At 44.4% G+C, this 18297-nt stretch carries 11 protein-coding genes, 1 tRNA gene and 1 pseudogene; 8 read left to right on the top strand and 5 right to left on the bottom strand.

Annotated features, from left to right (window positions below):
• Both D7V32_RS15570 and D7V32_RS15565 read left to right on the top strand, forming a co-directional pair.
• Positions 1-4666 (top strand): BapA/Bap/LapF family large adhesin (locus D7V32_RS15570; protein WP_120403745.1); only part of this gene is annotated, 4666 nt, incomplete at its 5' end.
• Between the two features lie 72 nt (positions 4667-4738).
• Positions 4739-5062 (top strand): MGMT family protein, encoded by a 324-nt coding sequence (locus tag D7V32_RS15565; RefSeq protein ID WP_120403744.1) that lies wholly within the window; start codon positions 4739-4741, stop codon positions 5060-5062.
• Between the two features lie 59 nt (positions 5063-5121).
• On the opposite strand, the gene D7V32_RS15560 is transcribed toward D7V32_RS15565, so the two are convergent.
• Both D7V32_RS15560 and D7V32_RS15555 read right to left on the bottom strand, forming a co-directional pair.
• Positions 5122-5562 (bottom strand): universal stress protein, encoded by a 441-nt coding sequence (locus D7V32_RS15560; protein ID WP_120403743.1) that lies wholly within the window; start codon positions 5560-5562, stop codon positions 5122-5124.
• A gap of 256 nt (positions 5563-5818) precedes the next feature.
• On the bottom strand, positions 5819-6214 hold the full coding sequence (locus tag D7V32_RS15555; RefSeq protein ID WP_120403742.1) for a hypothetical protein: 396 nt from the start codon (positions 6212-6214) through the stop codon (positions 5819-5821).
• A gap of 182 nt (positions 6215-6396) precedes the next feature.
• On the opposite strand from D7V32_RS15555, the gene D7V32_RS15550 reads away from it, so the two are divergent.
• Positions 6397-6473: transfer RNA gene (locus tag D7V32_RS15550), tRNA-Met, on the top strand.
• 171 nt (positions 6474-6644) lie between these two features.
• Here D7V32_RS15550 and D7V32_RS15545 read toward each other — a convergent pair.
• Complete coding sequence (locus tag D7V32_RS15545) at positions 6645-8270, bottom strand: NAD+ synthase (protein WP_120403741.1); 1626 nt, start codon at positions 8268-8270, stop codon at positions 6645-6647.
• 384 nt (positions 8271-8654) lie between these two features.
• Entirely contained in the window at positions 8655-9158 is a 504-nt protein-coding gene (locus tag D7V32_RS15540; RefSeq protein ID WP_120403740.1) for a hypothetical protein, read from the bottom strand.
• 133 nt (positions 9159-9291) lie between these two features.
• Between D7V32_RS15540 and D7V32_RS15535 the strand changes: the two genes are divergently transcribed.
• The 5 genes from D7V32_RS15535 (at position 9292) to D7V32_RS15515 (ending at position 15947) form a co-directional block, all read left to right on the top strand.
• Complete coding sequence (locus tag D7V32_RS15535) at positions 9292-10794, top strand: AAA family ATPase (protein ID WP_120403739.1); 1503 nt, start codon at positions 9292-9294, stop codon at positions 10792-10794.
• On the top strand, positions 10782-12227 hold the full coding sequence (locus D7V32_RS15530) for a VWA domain-containing protein (RefSeq protein ID WP_120403738.1): 1446 nt from the start codon (positions 10782-10784) through the stop codon (positions 12225-12227). Before D7V32_RS15535 ends, D7V32_RS15530 begins: the two co-directional genes overlap by 13 nt.
• A gap of 290 nt (positions 12228-12517) precedes the next feature.
• Entirely contained in the window at positions 12518-13474 is a 957-nt protein-coding gene (locus D7V32_RS15525; protein ID WP_120403737.1) for a metal-dependent hydrolase, read from the top strand.
• Between the two features lie 16 nt (positions 13475-13490).
• Positions 13491-14336: an SDR family NAD(P)-dependent oxidoreductase gene (locus D7V32_RS15520; protein ID WP_120403736.1), complete on the top strand. Its 846-nt coding sequence runs from the start codon at positions 13491-13493 to the stop codon at positions 14334-14336.
• Positions 14337-14348: 12 nt separating this feature from the next.
• Complete coding sequence (locus tag D7V32_RS15515; protein WP_120403735.1) at positions 14349-15947, top strand: flavin-containing monooxygenase; 1599 nt, start codon at positions 14349-14351, stop codon at positions 15945-15947.
• A gap of 103 nt (positions 15948-16050) precedes the next feature.
• Here D7V32_RS15515 and D7V32_RS15510 read toward each other — a convergent pair.
• Positions 16051-17853 (bottom strand): annotated as a pseudogene (locus D7V32_RS15510) (aminopeptidase P family protein).
• Positions 17854-18297 lie beyond the last annotated feature (444 nt).

Below are 18297 nucleotides of genomic sequence, written 5' to 3'. Positions count from 1 at the left end.
AGATAAAGCAGGCAATATCGGCACAGGTACAGATGTACTGGATGACAAGGTTGCACCAGTGGTGACTGTCGATGTAACGCCAAATGCAGACGGCACAGCAACAGTGACGGGTAAAACAGAGCCGGGCGCGACAGTGACGGTGAAAGATCCATCAGGCAACACTGTTCCAGTAACAGTAAACCCAGACGGTTCATACACAGCAACAGTTCCAGCGCCAGCAACAGAAGGCGTGTATACCGCAACTGCAACGGATAAAGCAGGCAATATCGGCACAGGTACAGATGCATTGGATGACAATATTAGCCCAAGTGTTTCTCTATCATTTAATGTGAATGGTGAGCTGGTGATTAACTTTAGCGAACCAGTCAAAGGCTTTGATATTTCTGATGTTGATATGCTTGGCGGTACATTAACGAATTTCGTTCAGGTATCTCCAACGCAATGGACAGCGCTGATCAAGGCGAATGGCAATGCTGCAACGCAATATGTTGAAGTTTCAATTCTGGATGGCAAGTACACCGATACAGCGGGTAATACCGGTATGGGTGCAAGTGCAAAAGGCGATATTACACTTCCTACAGTTGAAATTGATCCATTTGACTTCTTTGCTGCAGCTCCAGCTGCTGAGCCAATGATGAAATTTGCGCGCACAGCGTTGGCTTCTGAGCCATTGCCGCCAGCGACAAATAACCCGAAACAAACTTTCAATGGTTCATCGATGAACAGTGTGGAAGTGAAAATCAATATTTATGATTCTTCAAATAATCTAGTTGAATCAGGTTTGGCGACATTGAATCTGTCAACAGGCCGCTGGTCATACACACCGTCTAAACCGCTTGCAGATGGCCAGTTCCGTTTAGAAGCCATTTCGAAAGATGCATATGGAGCAACAAGTGCGCCAGCGAATATCAAATTCATTATTGATACCGTTAAACCTACGGTTGATATTGATGATGCAGGTGCAGTAAATGATGCAACACCAAGCTTCTCTGGTAAAACTGAAGCGAATGCAGCGGTAACAGTGACGGTTAAAGATGCCTCAGGCAAAGTGCTTGCAACGGGCGCTGCAGTTGTTGCGGCAGACGGCAGCTGGACATATACAGCGCCTAATCTTGCTGACGGCACATATACCGTAGAAGCGGTAGCGAAAGACCGTGCAGGCAACTTGAGCGCGCCAGATTCTACAAGCGTAACTGTAGATACTGTTGCACAGCTTGATGCATTAACTGTGACTGCAAATTCAGACGGTACTGCAACTGTAACAGGTAAAGCAGAACCAGGCGCGACCGTAACAGTGAAAGATCCGAACGGCAATGACTTGACGGTTACTGTAAATGCAGACGGCACATTCAGCGCAGTTGCTCCAGCACCTGCAGCAGAAGGCACATACACCGCAGCCGCGACAGATGCAGTTGGAAATAAAGCATCTGCATCAGCTGATTTGGATGACCAAGTTGCTCCAGTTATTGTTGGTCTGGACGTTGTTCCAAACCCAGACGGTACAGCGACCGTAACAGGTAAAACAGAGCCGGGTTCTACAGTAACGCTGAAAGATCCGAATGGTCAGAATATTCCTGTAACAGTGAACCCAGACGGTACATTTACAGCAGCTGTTCCTGCTCCAGCACCTGAAGGTGCTTACACAGCAACAGCAACTGATCCAGCAGGAAATTCAGGTACAGCAACTGATGTGCTTGATGACAATCTTGCGCCTGCAATTACAGTGGATTTGGTTTCAAATGCAGACGGTACAGCAACTGTGACGGGTAAAACAGAGCCTGGCGCGACTGTGACGCTGAAAGATCCAAACGGTAAAGACATTCCTGTAACGGTTAATCCGGACGGCTCTTATACTGCAACAGTTCCAGCTACAGCTGCTGACGGCACATATACTGCTGCTGCAACAGACAAAGCAGGCAATACAGGCAAAGCAACAGATGAATTAGCAGATACATCAGTACCAAGCATCCTAACTGCGCAAGTAGACCCGCAAACTGGCGGCTTCGTGACTGGTACCGCTCAGCCAGGCTCTGCAGTGACTGTGTATAAAGAAGACGGTAAAACGGTTCTGGGTACAGGTACAGCAGATGCTTCAGGTAAATACTCTGTAACGCTTCAGCCAGCTCAAGTAGACGGCGAGAACGTTAAAGTGACAGCGAAAGATCCAGGCGGTGAATCTGCTCCGATTACAGCTGCAGCGCCAGATCTATATGCGCCAGATGCGCCGACAGCACAAGTGGCTGCGGACGGTAAATCAGTGTCTGGTGTAACTGAGCCAAATGCAATCGTTCAAATATATGGCGGCAGCAAAGGCACAACGGTTATCGGCACAGCTGTTGCGGGTGCTGACGGCAAATATACAGCGCCTCTTAACCCTGCACTTGTAGACGGTGAAACTGTTAAAGTGACAGCGAAAGATGCTGGCGGCGAATCGCTTGCAACTCCAGCTCAAGCGCCTGACTTGTATGCGCCAAATGCGCCTACAGCAGCATTTGACAGTACAGGCAACACGATTTCTGGTGATGCTGAAGCGAATTCAGTCATCAAAATTTATGCGCCGAACGGTACAATACTGATTGCACAAGGCACGTCTGATGCAAATGGCAAATACAGCATTAAATTGCCATCGGCTTATACAGATGCGCAGACTTTACTTGTAAGCGCAAGTGACGGCGGCGGTGAATCTGGCAAAACTGGTGCGAAAGCTCCTGATGTGAAAGTTGATGCAGTGGACAACTTGGTTGATGCAGGCATTAACTTTGAATATCCAGTAACAGCTGTTCGTACAAGTAAGCTATTCAGTGAATCGTCTATTCTTAACATTGGCAGCAAAACTTATTCAGGTACATTCAGTGTTGGTGAAGGTGAAGTTGGTAATGCAACAATTACTGTGAATACAGGTTCACTGATCAACTTGTTCGACCAAGCTGTAATGAAGCTTTATAAAGTCAATGCGGATGGTTCGAAAACCCTGTTAGGTTCAAATAAAGACGCGGGTTTATTTGATTTGCTGGGTATCTTCGGTGAAGGTACGCAAGTGAAAGTGAATAACCTGTCATCAGGCAAATATGTATTTGAGTTCACAGGCGGTTCTGCTCTTGGTGCATTCACAAGTACAACAGCAAACTTATCATTGCAAGTTACAGATACATCTAAAGACCCAGTGGTTTCTGGTGTAACAGAAAAATCTGGCAACGTTGTAACAGATGCAGACGGTGTATATGGCAAAGATGCTGTGCCAGCGGGTACAACAGTAACTGCTGTAAATGGTCAAGCGCTAAATGCGGCTGGCACAACGACCATTGTTGGTGATCACGGTACATTAACGATCGCTAAAGACGGTTCGTATACCTACAAGCCAAATGCAAATGTTGCGAATATCGGCAAGTCTGAAGTGTTCAGTTACACAGTGACCGACCCAGCGACAGGTAAAACAGATACTGCGAACCTGATTATTCATATCGGTACGCAAAGTGATCTGGCGGTTAAGTGGAATGATGCCGATCCTAAAGTTGATGCAACAACAGTTGCTGCAACGGATAATGTGGATACAATTGGTTTGCAGGCTTCGAATGCAATCTCTGCTGGCGCAACGAAATCAATTTCGTATAACTGGGGTTTTGGCCTCGGCGGTTCTAAAGCGGGCTCAACTGATATCGTTGTTGCGAAAGATACGATTGAGAACCTCAATATCAGTTTCGGTTCTACTCAGCTGATTTCATTGCTTGGTTCTACAACCATCAATATCCGCGACAAAGTGACTGGCAAACTGATCGCCACAACAGCATCAAGCACATTGGTTGATGTGATTGGCATCTTGCCAAACGGCAACTCGTTGAGTGTGAGCGGTTTGAAAGCTGGTTCTTATGTCATTGAGTCAGTGACGAACAAAGGTGTGAGTTTGTTTGGCAGCGTAAATGCAACGATTACACGCAGTGTGATTGATCTGAATGATTTCACTGTAACGTCAGGCTCTGCACAAACTAAAGGTAACCTAATTACAGATAACGATGGTCATGGTACAGATGTTCTTGCATCTAAATACACAGACTTGTATATCTCTAATGATGGCGGCTTGACATACAAAGCAGTGACTTCAACAGGTATTACTGTTGCTGGGAAGCATGGCAATCTTACCGTTAAGTCTGACGGCAGCTATACATATACTGCTGCAGACGGGAAAGCGGCAGCTGGCGCATTTGAAGACTTCAGCTATAAACTGGTTGCGCCAAATGGCGATGAATCGGTTGCGCATTTGACTATTAATTCTGGCCTTGTGTACAACACCAGCAACGGTGCTGACGTGATTACAAGCTCTGGAGGTAATGACACATACACAACCAATGGCGGCGCTGATACAGTCATCTTCAAACTGTTGAATACTGCTGAAGCGACGGGCGGAAATGGCCATGACACATGGACTGACTTCAAGAAAACAGATGGCGATAAAATTGACATCAGTGCGCTTCTTCAAGGTCAGACTGTTGATAAATCGAATATTGCAAACTTTGTCTCGGTTGAAAAAGACGGTCATGGCAATACAATTATCAGCATTGACCGTGACGGTTCAAACCATACGTCTTATGCGAAGACAGAGCTGCTTACACTGAAAAATACAGATGTAACGCTGCAAGAACTTTTGGACAACAATCATTTGATTTTCTAATTGCCTAAAGCAGCACAAGCATTACAATAAAAGAGAGCCCTAGGGCTCTCTTTTTTATGGAATGATGTATATATGCCCAAAGTTAATCAGGAACTGGCGATACAAATATTGCAGGTTATTCAGCTGATTCCATATGGAAAAGTGGCCTGTTATGGGCAAATAGCAAAAATGGCAGGCTTGCCTAAACATGCGCGCATGGTGGGCTATGTGCTGAAGCATTTGGACAGCAGCAGTGATATTCCGTGGCATCGGGTGATTAACGCGCAAGGCCAGTTAAGCTTGAATGATTTAGATGAGTATGGGCTGAACCGTCAGCAGCAGAAATTGCTGGAAGAAGGGATTGCTGTTGTGGCGGGCAGAGTTAATTTAAAACGCTATCAATGGCTGGGTGAATAAAAAACCTTCCTGAGGAGGAAGGTTTTTTATATTTGGAGTTGAAAGTGTTTAGCAAACGGTTATTTGCGCACAATCAATACAGGCACATCAGAAGAACCTAATACGCTTTGCGCTACACTGCCGAGGAAGAATTTCTTCAAGCCTGTACGGCCGTGTGAGCCAATAATAATCAGATCTGCATTCAGATCTGCGGCAGCTTTAGCAATTTCTGCATGGACCACTTGGCCTTCCAGCAGTTTAGTTTCGACTTGCAGTCCTGTACCTTCAAATTTCTGCAGCGCTTCTTGCAGCGTTTTTTCGATAGATGTACGCGCACGTTCAATCAGGTCATTGGTTTGCGATGCGCTGATATATTCCGCTGCGATATAAGGATCAAGCGCAAGTACCTGCACCAAAGTGATTTTGCTGTTAAAAGCTTTAGCAAACTCCACGGCTTTATCTACCGCAGCATATGAAGTTGATGAACCGTCTACAGGAACTAAAATATTCTGAAATGACATGGCGAATACTCCTGATAAAAATTATGGATTTAGAATAATGTGATTTTCTACATTGTCTTTTGAGCATAACGCTTTTTTTGTATAAATAAAACCCAGTAAATTCATAGGGATATTTTTTGAATAAAATAAGAAAATTGAAAAGCTTATATTTGATTTTTCTTATAAAAACGGCGTTTTGGCAGCAATTTGCTGCCAAAGAAAAATGGCTGAATGCAGCAAGAGGGCTGCAGAGGAAATATACAGCTAAAAATACGCTTTATTCACACTGCAGCGCCGTGCTGTCGAGCTTGATTTTTGGCGCTAATTGTTCATATTGCTGTAAAATCTGTGCTTGCTCTTCATCAAAAACTCTGTCCTTCAGCTGCTTAATTTTTTTAGCGCTGACATGCTGATTGGCACAATACAGCGCAATTTGATTTTGCTTTGCAATGGCCAGCTGAGTTTGCGGGTCTTTGGCCGGAAAATTTCTCAGCTGCTGCTGTGCGCGGCTGAGTTGAGCCAAGCTGCGTTTTTGCTGCATGCTAAGCAAAGTCTGCTGGTTAATCCACGTTGCGACATCTCTGCGTACACCGTTATAATTTACAAAAATCGGCGAGATAAGCTGGCAGCCGCTCAGGCAGAGCAGTAAGCCTGCAGTAAGTATTGTTTTCATCTTTTCATTCCAGCGGGTCTAAACATCCAATTTATAAATAAAAATGTGAAAAACACAGTATTTTAAGCTTTATTTGTACAAAAAATAATTTAACAGCGCTATTTTGCCTAAAGACTGAACATTTGTGTGTAAAAATGCTTGACGGTGCTTAAGTAAATTTAGATAATGCGCACACAGTTTACGGCTATGTAGCTCAGTTGGTTAGAGCACCGCACTCATAATGCGGGGGTCACAAGTTCAAGTCTCGTCATAGCCACCATTTTTAAAGACCAAGCTCTCAGCTTGGTCTCTTTTTTTGTGCGTAAAAAATATCAATTTGATGCTATGTATGTAAATAGCGGCCTAGATTTACTGGAATGATCTTTTAATTAAAGATCCCGAATAAAAAACCCAAACTTTAAGTTTGGGTTTTTTGGGCAATACAGACTGATTAGATGCCTGGTTTCCAGCCATTGACAATTGGATAGCGGCGTTCACGGCTAAATGCGCGTGAGCTGATGCGCGGGCCAATTGCGCCTTGGCGGCGTTTATATTCATTGAAGTCTACAAGACGGATCACTTTTGCTACGACTTCAGGATCAAAGCCTTTTGCAATGATGTCGTCTTGGCTCATGTCTTCTTCAATATATGAATACAGAATAGCATCCAATACATCATAAGCTGGCAGTGAGTCTTGGTCAGTTTGATCTGGACGCAGCTCAGCAGAAGGCGGACGGGTAATCACGCGTTCTGGAATGACTGGTGATTCCGCAATGCTGTTACGGTATTTCGCCAATTCAAACACAATGGTTTTGTACACATCTTTAAGTACAGCAAAACCGCCGACCATGTCGCCGTAAAGCGTGCAGTAACCGACAGACAGTTCAGATTTATTGCCTGTAGAAAGGACTAAATTGCCAAACTTGTTTGAAAGCGCCATAAGCAATGTGCCGCGTGAGCGCGCTTGCAGGTTTTCTTCAGTCGCATCTGCCGGCGCATTGCCAAAGAATGGATAAAGCGTTTGCATAAAGCTGTTCACGATTGGATTAATTTCAGCAATGCCGAATGTAATCCCCATATTTTTCGCTTGTTCAGCAGCATCTTCTACACTGATTTGAGCTGTATAAGTATAAGGCATCATCACAGCCTGTACTTTTTCTGGGCCAATGGCATCTGCAGCAATTGCAAGTGTCAACGCAGAGTCAATACCGCCAGATAGGCCAAGGATTACGCCTTTAAAGCCTGAGCGCTGCACATAGTCGCGTGTTGCTAAAACAAGGCTTTGGTAAATTTCAGCCATAGTTTCTAAGCAAGGCGCAATGCTGCCAGTTTTGTAGGCTTTTTGATCTTTATCAAATTCAGCAAAGAATAATTCTTCTTTGAAACTAGGCGCTTGAGCCGCTACTTTGCCGTCTTTGCCCATAACAAAGCTTGTGCCGTCAAAGATAAGATCGTCTTGACCGCCGACTTGGTTACAGTAAACCAGATTGATATTTAACTGTTTTACCAAGGCGCTCATGGTGTCAATACGGTGCTGCGGTTTGCCGACTTCATAAGGAGATGCATTTAAAACCAATGCAGTTTCGACATTCAGCTGCGCTAATTGCTGTACTGTCGGTAAAGACCATACATCTTCACAAATCAGCACACCAAATTTATGGCCGAGATATTCGAAGACTAAATGCTGGCGGCCTTCTGCAAAGTAGCGTTTTTCATCAAATATGCTGTAGTTCGGCAGATTCTGTTTGTTATAAACACCCAGTACCTGCCCGTCTTTCATTACCGCTGCAGCATTGTAGCGGTGGCCGTCTTCAGTGGTATTTACAAAACCGAATACCAAAACAATATCTTTAATTTCAGCCAGCTGCTGGAAAGCAAGCTGTGTGCGCTTGTTTAGACTTGGACGCAGCAAAAGGTCTTCAGCAGGGTAGCCTAGCGTTGACAGTTCTGGAAAAACAATGATATCGGCATTCTGTTTTTTAGCTTCGCTGGCTTGCTCCAGCATTTTTGCTGTGTTGGCTTCGATGTTTCCAATATGCGGAGAAAATTGGGCTAGCGCAATTTTAAAACTATTCATTCCAAATAAATCCTATCCTAATAGGTGAATACACATAAATTGCTGATTTATATAGTTGTAATTATTCAGCCAAGTGTACTTGGATACTAAAAATACTGACTTAAAGGCGCAAATAAAAACATAATTTATGTTTGTGCGAAAAACTTTCAGCAGCGCAAAATTTTAAGACGCGGCTATTTTAGCTGAAATTGCATTAGAAGCGAGAGCTTAATTATCGCAATTACAATACATTTCATCATTCAGCGCTGCTTATAAATCAATATTGATGCTAAATCTGGCATATCAAGCTTTAAATTTGCTTAAATTAAATACAGATTGTTTTTTGATAGTATTATCAGTAGTTTAAATATTTTTTATTTTCAAAGTTTTACATTGAATTTTAATTCAAAATGGCGCAAGTTCAGGGTGCAAAATAATATTGGGTATTTTTTTTAAGAAAATATCACGCGCAATGTCGCCCTGCTGTTCAATGTTGTAGTCGGCAAAGCTTTTATTGGGCTTTAAAGTGTAGTGATAGGGATTGTATGTGCGCAGGCTTATAAAAAATGCGCTTTGCAATATTGCGCCGCGTACCAGCACGTTGACACCGTGCTGGTATTGATAAATATGCGCCATTTCATGGATCAGCAGCGCCTGATAGGCGGTGCTTTCTTTAGCATAATCATTTTTATAATGCAGATTGAGTGCATGAATATAGCCGCTGGGGGCCATGACTGCATGCTGGCTTTGCCATGGAATAAAAGGCTGATTCATGATGCGCACTGTGCTGTAATCAATCAGCTCGCCAAATACACATTTGCATAAGTGAATTTCACCTTCGGTCAGCGGGCGGCATTTAAATTCTTCCAGCTTCAGCAAGTTTAACAATATGGGGAGAAGAGGCAGCATAGCGCAGGCATGTATTCCAGAGTAAAGTTTTAGCTATTAATAGCAGTCTGCACGCGGAACATGCAAGGGCCGGCGGTTTCATCTATGGCGCTTGAAAGTTACAATAGCGTTATTCAATTCAGGTTTACGGTATATGAAAACGCGCATTCACACACTTATTTCAGCCATTAGTGATCAGATGTATGAGCGTCAGCATATTATCGCATTAAGCCTGCTGGCAGGTGCAGCGGGGATGAATACTTTTTTGTATGGTCAGCCGGGCACAGCCAAAAGCCTGATCTCACGCCGTATTGCCAGCGCCTTTGAAGTGTCTGAGTATTTTGAATATCTGATGAACCGTTTTAGTACGCCTGAAGAAATCTTTGGCCCAGTTTCTATTAAGGCGCTTAAAGAAGATCAGTATATCCGTAAAACAGAACATTATTTGCCGCGGGCGGATTTTGCTTTTTTAGATGAAATTTGGAAGGCCAGTCCCGCGATTTTAAATACCTTGCTGACTTTGGTGAATGAAAAAACCTTTAAAAATGGTGATTTGATTCAGCAAGTGCCGCTGAAAGTCTTAATGAGCGCATCAAATGAAATACCAGAGCCCGATCAAGGACTGGATGCCTTATATGACCGTTTTATTATGCGTTTGGTAGTCGCGCCAATTGCGCAAGCGCATCATTTTCATGCCTTGCTGCAGTCGAAACCCGCACAAGCCAAACTAGATATAGACAGCAGCTTGAAAATTAAAAAACAGGAACTGCAAGACTGGCGTATGCAAATGCATGAGGTGCAATTGCCTGAGCGTGTGCTCGCTGTATTTGATGATATCCGCCTGCGTTTAAAGCATAGTTTTGAAGATCACCAGATTTATGTATCTGACCGCCGCTGGCAGCGGGCTGCTTATTTACTCAAAGCTGCTGCCTTTTTAGATCAGCGTGAGCAAGTGCTGCTGGCAGATCTGCATATTTTAAAACATTGCCTGTGGAGTCAAATAGAAGAAATTAGCTGGCTGGAACAAGCGGTGAATGATGCTGTAGATGAGGCGGGCTTGCTGTTTAATTCACAGCTGGAGGCGCTGATTCAGGAAAAAGAACAGCTCGAACAGCAGATTTTAAATGTTTTTTACTATACCGATGACGTATATGAAAGTTATGTGATTGGCGAAAAGGAATACCTGCGCGCGGTCACTAATTTAGATCAGTACTATAAAGATAAGCCGATGTATTTAGAGCTGAATAAAATGGGCACAAAGCAGGATTTCTTTGCTGCAGATGCGGCTGGTGAAGAAGTTAGGGGGATTGTCTGTAATTATAATGGCACGCGTTTATGCACTTTAAAAGGCGGCTACTACGGTTTGGAAGAAGCGGTTTCGCCGTATATTAAACATCCGAAAGGCAGCCGGCGCGCACAGGTGAGTGCAGCGCAAACAGAGGAATTAAAACAGTCTGTATTGGATTTAAAAGCACGCATAGAAGCTGATTATGTACAGCAAAAATTGCGCTTTCAGCATGAAGCGGCGGCTTTTGAGTCTGCATTTGTAGAGCAGGCTGATATACAGCGTACGCAGCTGCAGATGACACAGCGCTTAGAGCGTTTTGCTTTACAGCAGCAAGATTGTTTACGTTTGGAACAGTTATGTCAAAGCTGAAGTCTGCAGCATCAAAACAGACCTATGCATCCATCGCTCATCTGACAGAACAGTTATACAGCGACTTGCGCCAATCGAGTTTAAAACATTGGCTGGGTGAGCATAAGGTTGCGCAGCGGCTGGACGAACGTGTACAGGAATGGGCCTATCAGGCGAAAAATAATTTAGATACGCAGCATCCTTATCAGCTGGCGGCGGAACAGTTGGAAAAATGGCTGGCTTTGGATCAGGTGAGTGCTGAGCAGTTTCAGCAAATGCTGGAACAGTATCAGGCTTTTACCCAGCAAATGGGTCTGCCTGAACTGAGTGACTTTTGGCAATATCAGCTGCAGCAGGGAAGCGCATCTTCTGCGCTGCTGCAGTTTCAGCTGTTAAAAGAGAAGTGGCAGCGAAAGCTGACGGAAGCTGTTACACATTGGGAGTTTGAGCAGCTGGCGCAAATGCGTGATGCTTTTTTGGAGGAAATTAAAGACTTCTTGGCATCATTGCAGAAAATGTCGAGGCACAATGAAACTCTGGGTGCAGATACTGGCATTTTTATAGATTATTCCAGCGGAAAATTGACAGCGCAGGATGTACAGAGCTTTGAAGAGTGGAGTCTGTATCTTGATGGAGATGCAGAGCTGAAAAGATTATGCCGGCTGCTGGGTTCGGCGCAGCCTTCGCGCTATCCGCGTAAAGCATTGGCCGCTAAAATTCATACGCCGCCTGAACAGCTGATCAGGCAGCAGGCCAGTGAGGAAATTGCAGGTATACAGCTGGGGCAGGATTTGGGCTGGGCTTTGCCAAATGAGCTGGCGCAGCTGGCAGATCCTGATCTGCAAATTCTCTTTGATTTGAAATACCTTGAATCGAATATCATGAGTTTTCATCTGCAGGGGCAGCAGGCGGGGAAGGTGCTGGATGATCCCAAGCATCCAAAAAAACAGTTAGGCCAGAAGGGGCCGATGATTGTCTGCTTAGATACCAGCGGTTCGATGCATGGCCAGCCAGAGCTGATCTCAAAAGCCATGTGCCTGTACTTAGGTGTGCAGGCTATGCGTGAAAAGCGCCCAATGTATTTAATTAATTTTTCGACTCATCTGACCGCTTTGTCGCTGCAGACGCGTCAGGGCTTAGATGATCTGATTCATTTTCTCAGTCAGTCTTTTCATGGCGGGACTGATATTATTCCAGCCATGGAGCATGCTATTGGCATGCTGGAGAGTCCCGAATTTCAAAATGCCGATATTGCTGTCATTTCAGACTTTATTATGGGGCAGCTCAGTATAGAGCTGATGGAACAGGTTGAGTGTTTCAGGCAGCGCGGTACAGGTTTTTATGCAGTCGCTATTGGCAGTTTTCGTTTAGATCATTTAGATAAGGGCTTATTTGATCACCAGTGGGTCTATCAGTCTAGTTCTGGCAAGGTGATTGAGCTGCAGTCTTCATAGGCTTAGCGTATGCATTCACTTTGGACTGGATTTTAGCATGCGCTGCTCTTATAAATTTTTAGTGAAAATCAGCAGTTGACCTCAACTGATAACAATCTGGCGCAATCAGCCTGATTGTTTAAAATATTGTCAGACAAAGTCTAGATTAGGTAAAAATTGCCAATTCAATGTCCATTTTGGCAAATGGCATCATATTTTACTTCGCTTATTTTTTAATGAACCCGCTGAGCTTTTGAAGAACTCAGTTTGTATTTGCATGTCGAATGCACATTAAAAAAAGAGTAAGAGCTATGCAATTTTTTGACCCAATTAAAACTAAACTCAGCCAGATTTTTGCCCCTGCGCAGTTTGATGCGGCTAAGCAGTCTACAAGCATTCCGATCCGTCATATGAAGTTCGATTTTGAACCTGAAAAAATTGACGAAAAATTCTATATGAATGCAGAGCTGGCCAGCGCTTACTTTGCGTCTTTGTCTATCTTTTTGACACGCGGTGAAGATCTGGTGATTGATACTGCGCGTTATCACCGTGACTTTATTGATGATCCTTTGCTGAAGCAGCGTGTCACCTCGCTCATTGGCCAAGAGGCGATTCACTCCCGTATGCATGAAGAACTGAATGAAGCCTATTTGGTGCGCGGGCTGCCAGTAAAACTGTTTAGAAAATTAGAGCATTACGTATTTGAATATGGATTTGAACGTATGCCGCAGCCAATGAAATTGTCTTTAATGGCTGCAATTGAACATTTTACCGCGGTATTGGCCGAGTACATGATGAACCATGAAGAGATATTTTTTGGTTCGACAGATGAAAAACAGCGTGCAATTTGGATGTGGCACATGCTGGAAGAATCAGAACATAAAGATATTGCCTTTGATGTATTTCAGACCTTATCAAACAATTATGCGCTGCGTATGGCAGGTTTTTTCCCTGCATTAATTACAATTTTAGGGCTGATTTCAGTTGGTTCGGTTATGGTGCCATTTTATCGTAAGCCATCAAACTTGGTGAGCTGGAGTTATTGGAAAGATGTGCCGCGCAGCTTTCAGCTAATCTTCGGTTTAAAAGATGGCGTATACGGCAGCAGCATTGCGCATATTTTTGATTATATGCGCCCAAGCTTCCACCCGAATGACCATGATACAACTGTATTCTTGGAATATTACAAAGAGCGCCTGCTGCATCCTGAAACAGGGGTTTTAACGCCGTATTTCACAAAAGAATTTACCCCAGCGCTAAAAGTATAAAAATAAGGAAGAAAACATGGGTTTATTTCGTAAAAAGCTGCAGCCAAGCAAAAATGCCTATGCAGTGGTGACAGGCGCAGGCAGCGGCATAGGACGCAGTTTTGCGCTGGAATTGGCGCGGCGCGGCGGAGACATTGTTTGTGCAGACATTAACTTGCAGGCTGCGCAGGAAACTGCAGATTTAATTCAGTCTGTCACCTCGTCACATGCATATGCAGTGCAGTGCGATGTGGGTGATAAAGCATCGGTGCAGGCATTGGCGGATCAGGCTGAGCAGCTGCTCGGTCATGCAGTCACATTGGTCATTAACAATGCAGGTGTAGGCTTAGGCGGCAAGTTTGAAGAAGTCAGCTTAGAAGACTGGCAGTGGTGCATGCATGTCAATTTGTGGGGTGTCATTCATGGCTGCCACTACTTTGTGCCGAAGCTGAAGCAAAATGGCGGCGGCGCAATTATTAATGTCGCTTCGGCTGCAGGCTATACCGCAGCGCCTGAAATGACGGCGTATAACGTCACAAAATCTAGCGTTTTAGCGTTGTCTGAAACCTTGGCATCAGAGCTTCGCTCTGCAAATATTCGCGTTAACGTACTGTGTCCGACACTTGTGCCGACCAATATTATGAAAAATGGCCGCCTGCCAAGCCGTTATTCAGGCTTAGCCGATAAGCTTTTAATGAACCATGCTTTTACCACCAGTGAAGAAGTGGTGCGGAAAACCTTAAGTCAGCTGGATGCGGGCAAGCTGTACACTATTCCGCAGCCAGACGCTAAGCTGTTTTGGTGGCTGAAACGCGCTTCGCCAAGCATGTATATCAATCTTTTAGGTATGGGATATCCCATCTTTAGTAAATTAACAAAATAAAAAGTGACGAATATGAATATGGATACTCAGCTGGATACAGCACAAGATTTACCTGAATTGGATCAAGCCGAAAGTAAGAATGAGTCAACTGAACAGCCCGCAGCGCAAAAGCCTAAAGCGAAAGCGCGCAGTGTTAAAACGGCCAAAGCCGAAGCGCCTGTGCATTGTTATGACACGATTGTGATTGGTGCGGGTATCTCAGGTATTGCAGCGGCGCATAAAATGCAGCAGGAAGGCTATGATGATTATATCGTGCTGGAAAGGGCTGAGCGTGTAGGCGGGACATGGCGTGATAATAATTATCCGGGCTGCGGCTGCGATGTACCGTCAGCGCTGTATTCGTTTTCATTTGCGCCAAGCCATAAGTGGAGCCATTTATTTGCCAAGCAGCCAGAAATCTTAAGCTATTTGGAAAATGTTGTAGCGCAGTTTAATTTGCAGGAAAAAATCCGCTTTCAGCATGAGCTGTTAAAAGCTGAGTGGGATGAGACACAGCAGCGCTGGAAGATTGAAACCACGCAAGGGCCATATCAGGCCAAAACAGTGATATTCAGTACAGGCCCGATTACTGAGCCATCTTTGCCGAAAATTAAAGGTATTGAAAGCTTTAAAGGTGAAATGTTCCATTCTGCTCGCTGGAATCATGATTATGATTTAAAAGGCAAACGCATTGCGGTGATTGGTACTGGCGCATCTGCGATTCAGTTTATTCCGCAAGTGCAGCCTTTGGCCAAAGAATTGATTGTATTTCAGCGTACAGCGCCTTGGGTGCTGCCAAAAGCGGATATGCCGCTGAATGACCGTGCCAAAGCATTGGTCGAGCGTTTTCCTTCCGTGCAGCGGCGCTGGCGCGGCAGTGTGTCGCAAATATTAAACGGTATTAACTTTGGCCTGCGGCATCCAAAAGCTTTGGCGCCTGTTAATTACCTAGGCCGCCAGCTGTTGAAATTGCAAATTAAAGACGATGTGCTGCGTGAAAATGTGACACCGAATTTTTCAATCGGCTGTAAGCGTTTATTGTTTGCCAATAATTACTATCCTGCGCTGCAGCAGGAAAATGTCAATCTTGTGCCGCATGGCTTAGTGGAAATTGACGGCAATACAGTGATTGCGGCCAATGGCGAGCGCTTTGAGGTTGATGTGATTATTTTAGGTACTGGCTTTGAAGTGGCGCATCCTCCAATTGGACAGCGTGTATGGAACAGTCAGGGGCAGCGCTTGGCGGATATTTGGAAAGACAGTTCCCCAGAAGCATTTTTGGGCACGAGTATTGAAAATGTGCCAAATGCGTTCTTGGTGCTTGGGCCAAATATTTTGGTTTATGACTCTTTTATCGGTATTGCTGAGGCGCAGATTAATTATATTGTGGACGGCTTGCTGAAAATGAAGCAGCAGGGCTTAAAACGCATAGAAATTAAGCCAGATGTACTGCGTTACCATAATGTGCGGGTGCAAGCGAATTTACAGAAAACCGTGTTTAATGCAGGCGGCTGTTCGAGCTATTACCTTGATCAGAATGGACGCAATTTTGCTGCATGGCCTTGGTCGCTGCAGACACTGCGTGATCAGTTAAAAATGCTGGATTTGAATAAATACGATACTGTAGCTTAGCGCATGGATGTATGGAAAAGCCCTTTTAACAGGGGCTTTTTTTTGCAATTTTATGGGGTGTTTTTTATTAAAGCAATCAGCCGTGCGGTGTGAATAGGCTTCTTTAAATCGGCTGTGTATTGCGGATGAGCCAATTCAGCACATCGCCCTGCAAATGCGGCGCAAGGCGTGACCGAACAGTTTGATGATAGCTATTCAGCCAAGCTTTTTCATGCTCGTTCAGCAGTTCAGGGACAATGCATTGCGGATGAATTGGGCACATGGTTAGCGTTTCAAAAGCTAAGAATGCGCCATAAGTGCTGTCTGCAAATTCGCAGGGCTGATTTACAACTAAGTTTTCAATACGGATGCCGTATTGGCCTTCATGGTATAGCCCAGGTTCATTGGATGTGATCATGCCTGCGCGCATTTGTGTTTGCGCAGTTGGCGGTGCGTAATAGGAAATGACTTGAGGCCCTTCATGTACATTTAGTGCAAAGCCAACGCCATGACCAGTGCCATGACGGTAATCTAAACCATGCTTCCATAAAGTTTGGCGGGTAATCGCATCCAGCAGCGGTGAAGCAATACCTTCGGGGAAGACTGTGCCAGCAAGTGCAATATGGCATTTTAAAACCAAGGTGTAATCATGCTTTTGTTTTGTACTTGGGCTGCCCACAGGGACTACACGGGTGATGTCGGTTGTGCCGTCACAGTATTGTGCGCCTGAATCAATCAGCAGCAGGCCGTCACCTTGTATTGTACTGAAACTTTCTGCCGTTGCGCGGTAGTGCGGCAAGGCGTCATTGGCATTAAAGCCTGCAATGGTGGAAAAGCTTAGTCCAATAAAACCGTCTTGTTCAGCGCGGAAGGCAGTGATTTTTTCATCAATGGTTAATTCGTCAATTGCATCATTATTTGCCAGTACGGTTTCCAGCCAATGGAAAAAATGACAGAGCGCAGCACCGTCTTTGGTCATCGCATTGCGTATATGCGCAATTTCAGCAGGAGATTTCTGAGCTTTAAGCAGGGTGCTTGGGTTAATATCAAAAATGATCTGATTGTGCTTTTGCAGCGCCTGCAGATGTAAAACTGAAACCTTTGCAGGATCAATCAGCACTTTTTGCTGCTTCACTTGATGGAGAAAAACTTCGCTGCAGGCATAAGGCTGCAGTTCAATATCATCTGATTGCAGTTTTTTTATTAATGCAGCCGATATTTTTGCAGCATCGATGAATAAGACCGTACGTGTTTGATCAATATATAGATGCGCCAAAAATACAGGATTATATTCAACGTCACTGCCGCGGCAGTTGGTCAGCCATGCAATATCATCGACAGCTGAAATAAAGTGCGCTTCAGCCTGCTTTGCTGTCAGCGCTGTTCGAACGGCAGTTATTTTTTCTGCGCGGCTGAGGGTGTTTAAACCATCTTGCATTTGCCAAATTGGCTGCTGCGGCAGTGCAGGGCGGTCTGTCCAGATTTCAGTAATCAGATCGGTCTGAGTCTGTAAAATCAGTTTTTTCTGCAAAGCGATTTGCTCTAAAGCCTGATATTGCAGGACAGAGGTATTTTCACCAAGAACTGAGATTTTAGCACCCGCACTCAGCTACTGTGCCAGCCATGCGATATGGCTGCTGGCAGGATCTTGGGTTTGTTTTTGCAGCACATAACCTGTCTGCTGCAGCTGCTGTTCGGCTTGCACCCAATAGCGGCCGTCTACCCAAAGGCCTGCAAAATCTTGCGTTACCGCGACTGTCCCGACTGAACCGGTAAAACCGGTCAGCCATAGACGGACTTTCCAATATTCAGGCAAATATTCGGACATGTGCGGATCGGCGCTCAGCGCGACAAAGGCATCAATTTGATACTGCTGCATATGCTTTCTGAGCAATGATAATTTTTCTTGCGGTGTTTGCATTTTCATAAAGGATCCGCTTGAGCAGTGAGCGTATTTTGGTGGCTGGCTGATGGAGTCTCTGCTGTTTCAGCAAGCAGTCAATTAGACTGTTCAGCAGAAAGGTCTGGGCCAAGTTTGCCATATATAAGGTGTGTAAGAACTGTATGCCATAATATGTAAAACGTTCCTACAGTTCAGTAAAAATAATTCTTTTAATGGTTTCAAATGTCCCAAAGGTTTGATCATATTGTTTTGAGTCATCTTTTATTTCCAATTTGCGGGGGAATAATTAATAAATATAAGTTTGTTTATATATAAAAATAATTATTTAATACTCGATTTTTGTTTGTATGGTTTTGTTGCTGCAATGATTTTAATTATAAAAATACGATTAAATAAAGCAGGTGTGTGAATATATTAATGCAGCTGGTTATGGTTAAAATCAAAATACTTAGATTAGCATTTGAAGTT

It is taken from the genome of Acinetobacter tianfuensis (genome assembly GCF_003611465.1).
GTDB lineage: Bacteria > Pseudomonadota > Gammaproteobacteria > Pseudomonadales > Moraxellaceae > Acinetobacter > Acinetobacter tianfuensis.
The sequence above is the reverse complement of the archived record's forward strand: the minus strand, read 5'-3'. Positions and strand labels throughout refer to the sequence as shown.

Coding starts and splice junctions, on each gene's coding strand:
- D7V32_RS15565 (WP_120403744.1), top strand. CDS start 4,739: ATGCCCAAAGTTAATCAGGAACTGGCGATACAAATATTGCAGGTTATT.
- D7V32_RS15560 (WP_120403743.1), bottom strand. CDS start 5,562: ATGTCATTTCAGAATATTTTAGTTCCTGTAGACGGTTCATCAACTTCA.
- D7V32_RS15555 (WP_120403742.1), bottom strand. CDS start 6,214: ATGAAAACAATACTTACTGCAGGCTTACTGCTCTGCCTGAGCGGCTGC.
- D7V32_RS15545 (WP_120403741.1), bottom strand. CDS start 8,270: ATGAATAGTTTTAAAATTGCGCTAGCCCAATTTTCTCCGCATATTGGA.
- D7V32_RS15540 (WP_120403740.1), bottom strand. CDS start 9,158: ATGCTGCCTCTTCTCCCCATATTGTTAAACTTGCTGAAGCTGGAAGAA.
- D7V32_RS15535 (WP_120403739.1), top strand. CDS start 9,292: ATGAAAACGCGCATTCACACACTTATTTCAGCCATTAGTGATCAGATG.
- D7V32_RS15530 (WP_120403738.1), top strand. CDS start 10,782: ATGTCAAAGCTGAAGTCTGCAGCATCAAAACAGACCTATGCATCCATC.
- D7V32_RS15525 (WP_120403737.1), top strand. CDS start 12,518: ATGCAATTTTTTGACCCAATTAAAACTAAACTCAGCCAGATTTTTGCC.
- D7V32_RS15520 (WP_120403736.1), top strand. CDS start 13,491: ATGGGTTTATTTCGTAAAAAGCTGCAGCCAAGCAAAAATGCCTATGCA.
- D7V32_RS15515 (WP_120403735.1), top strand. CDS start 14,349: ATGAATATGGATACTCAGCTGGATACAGCACAAGATTTACCTGAATTG.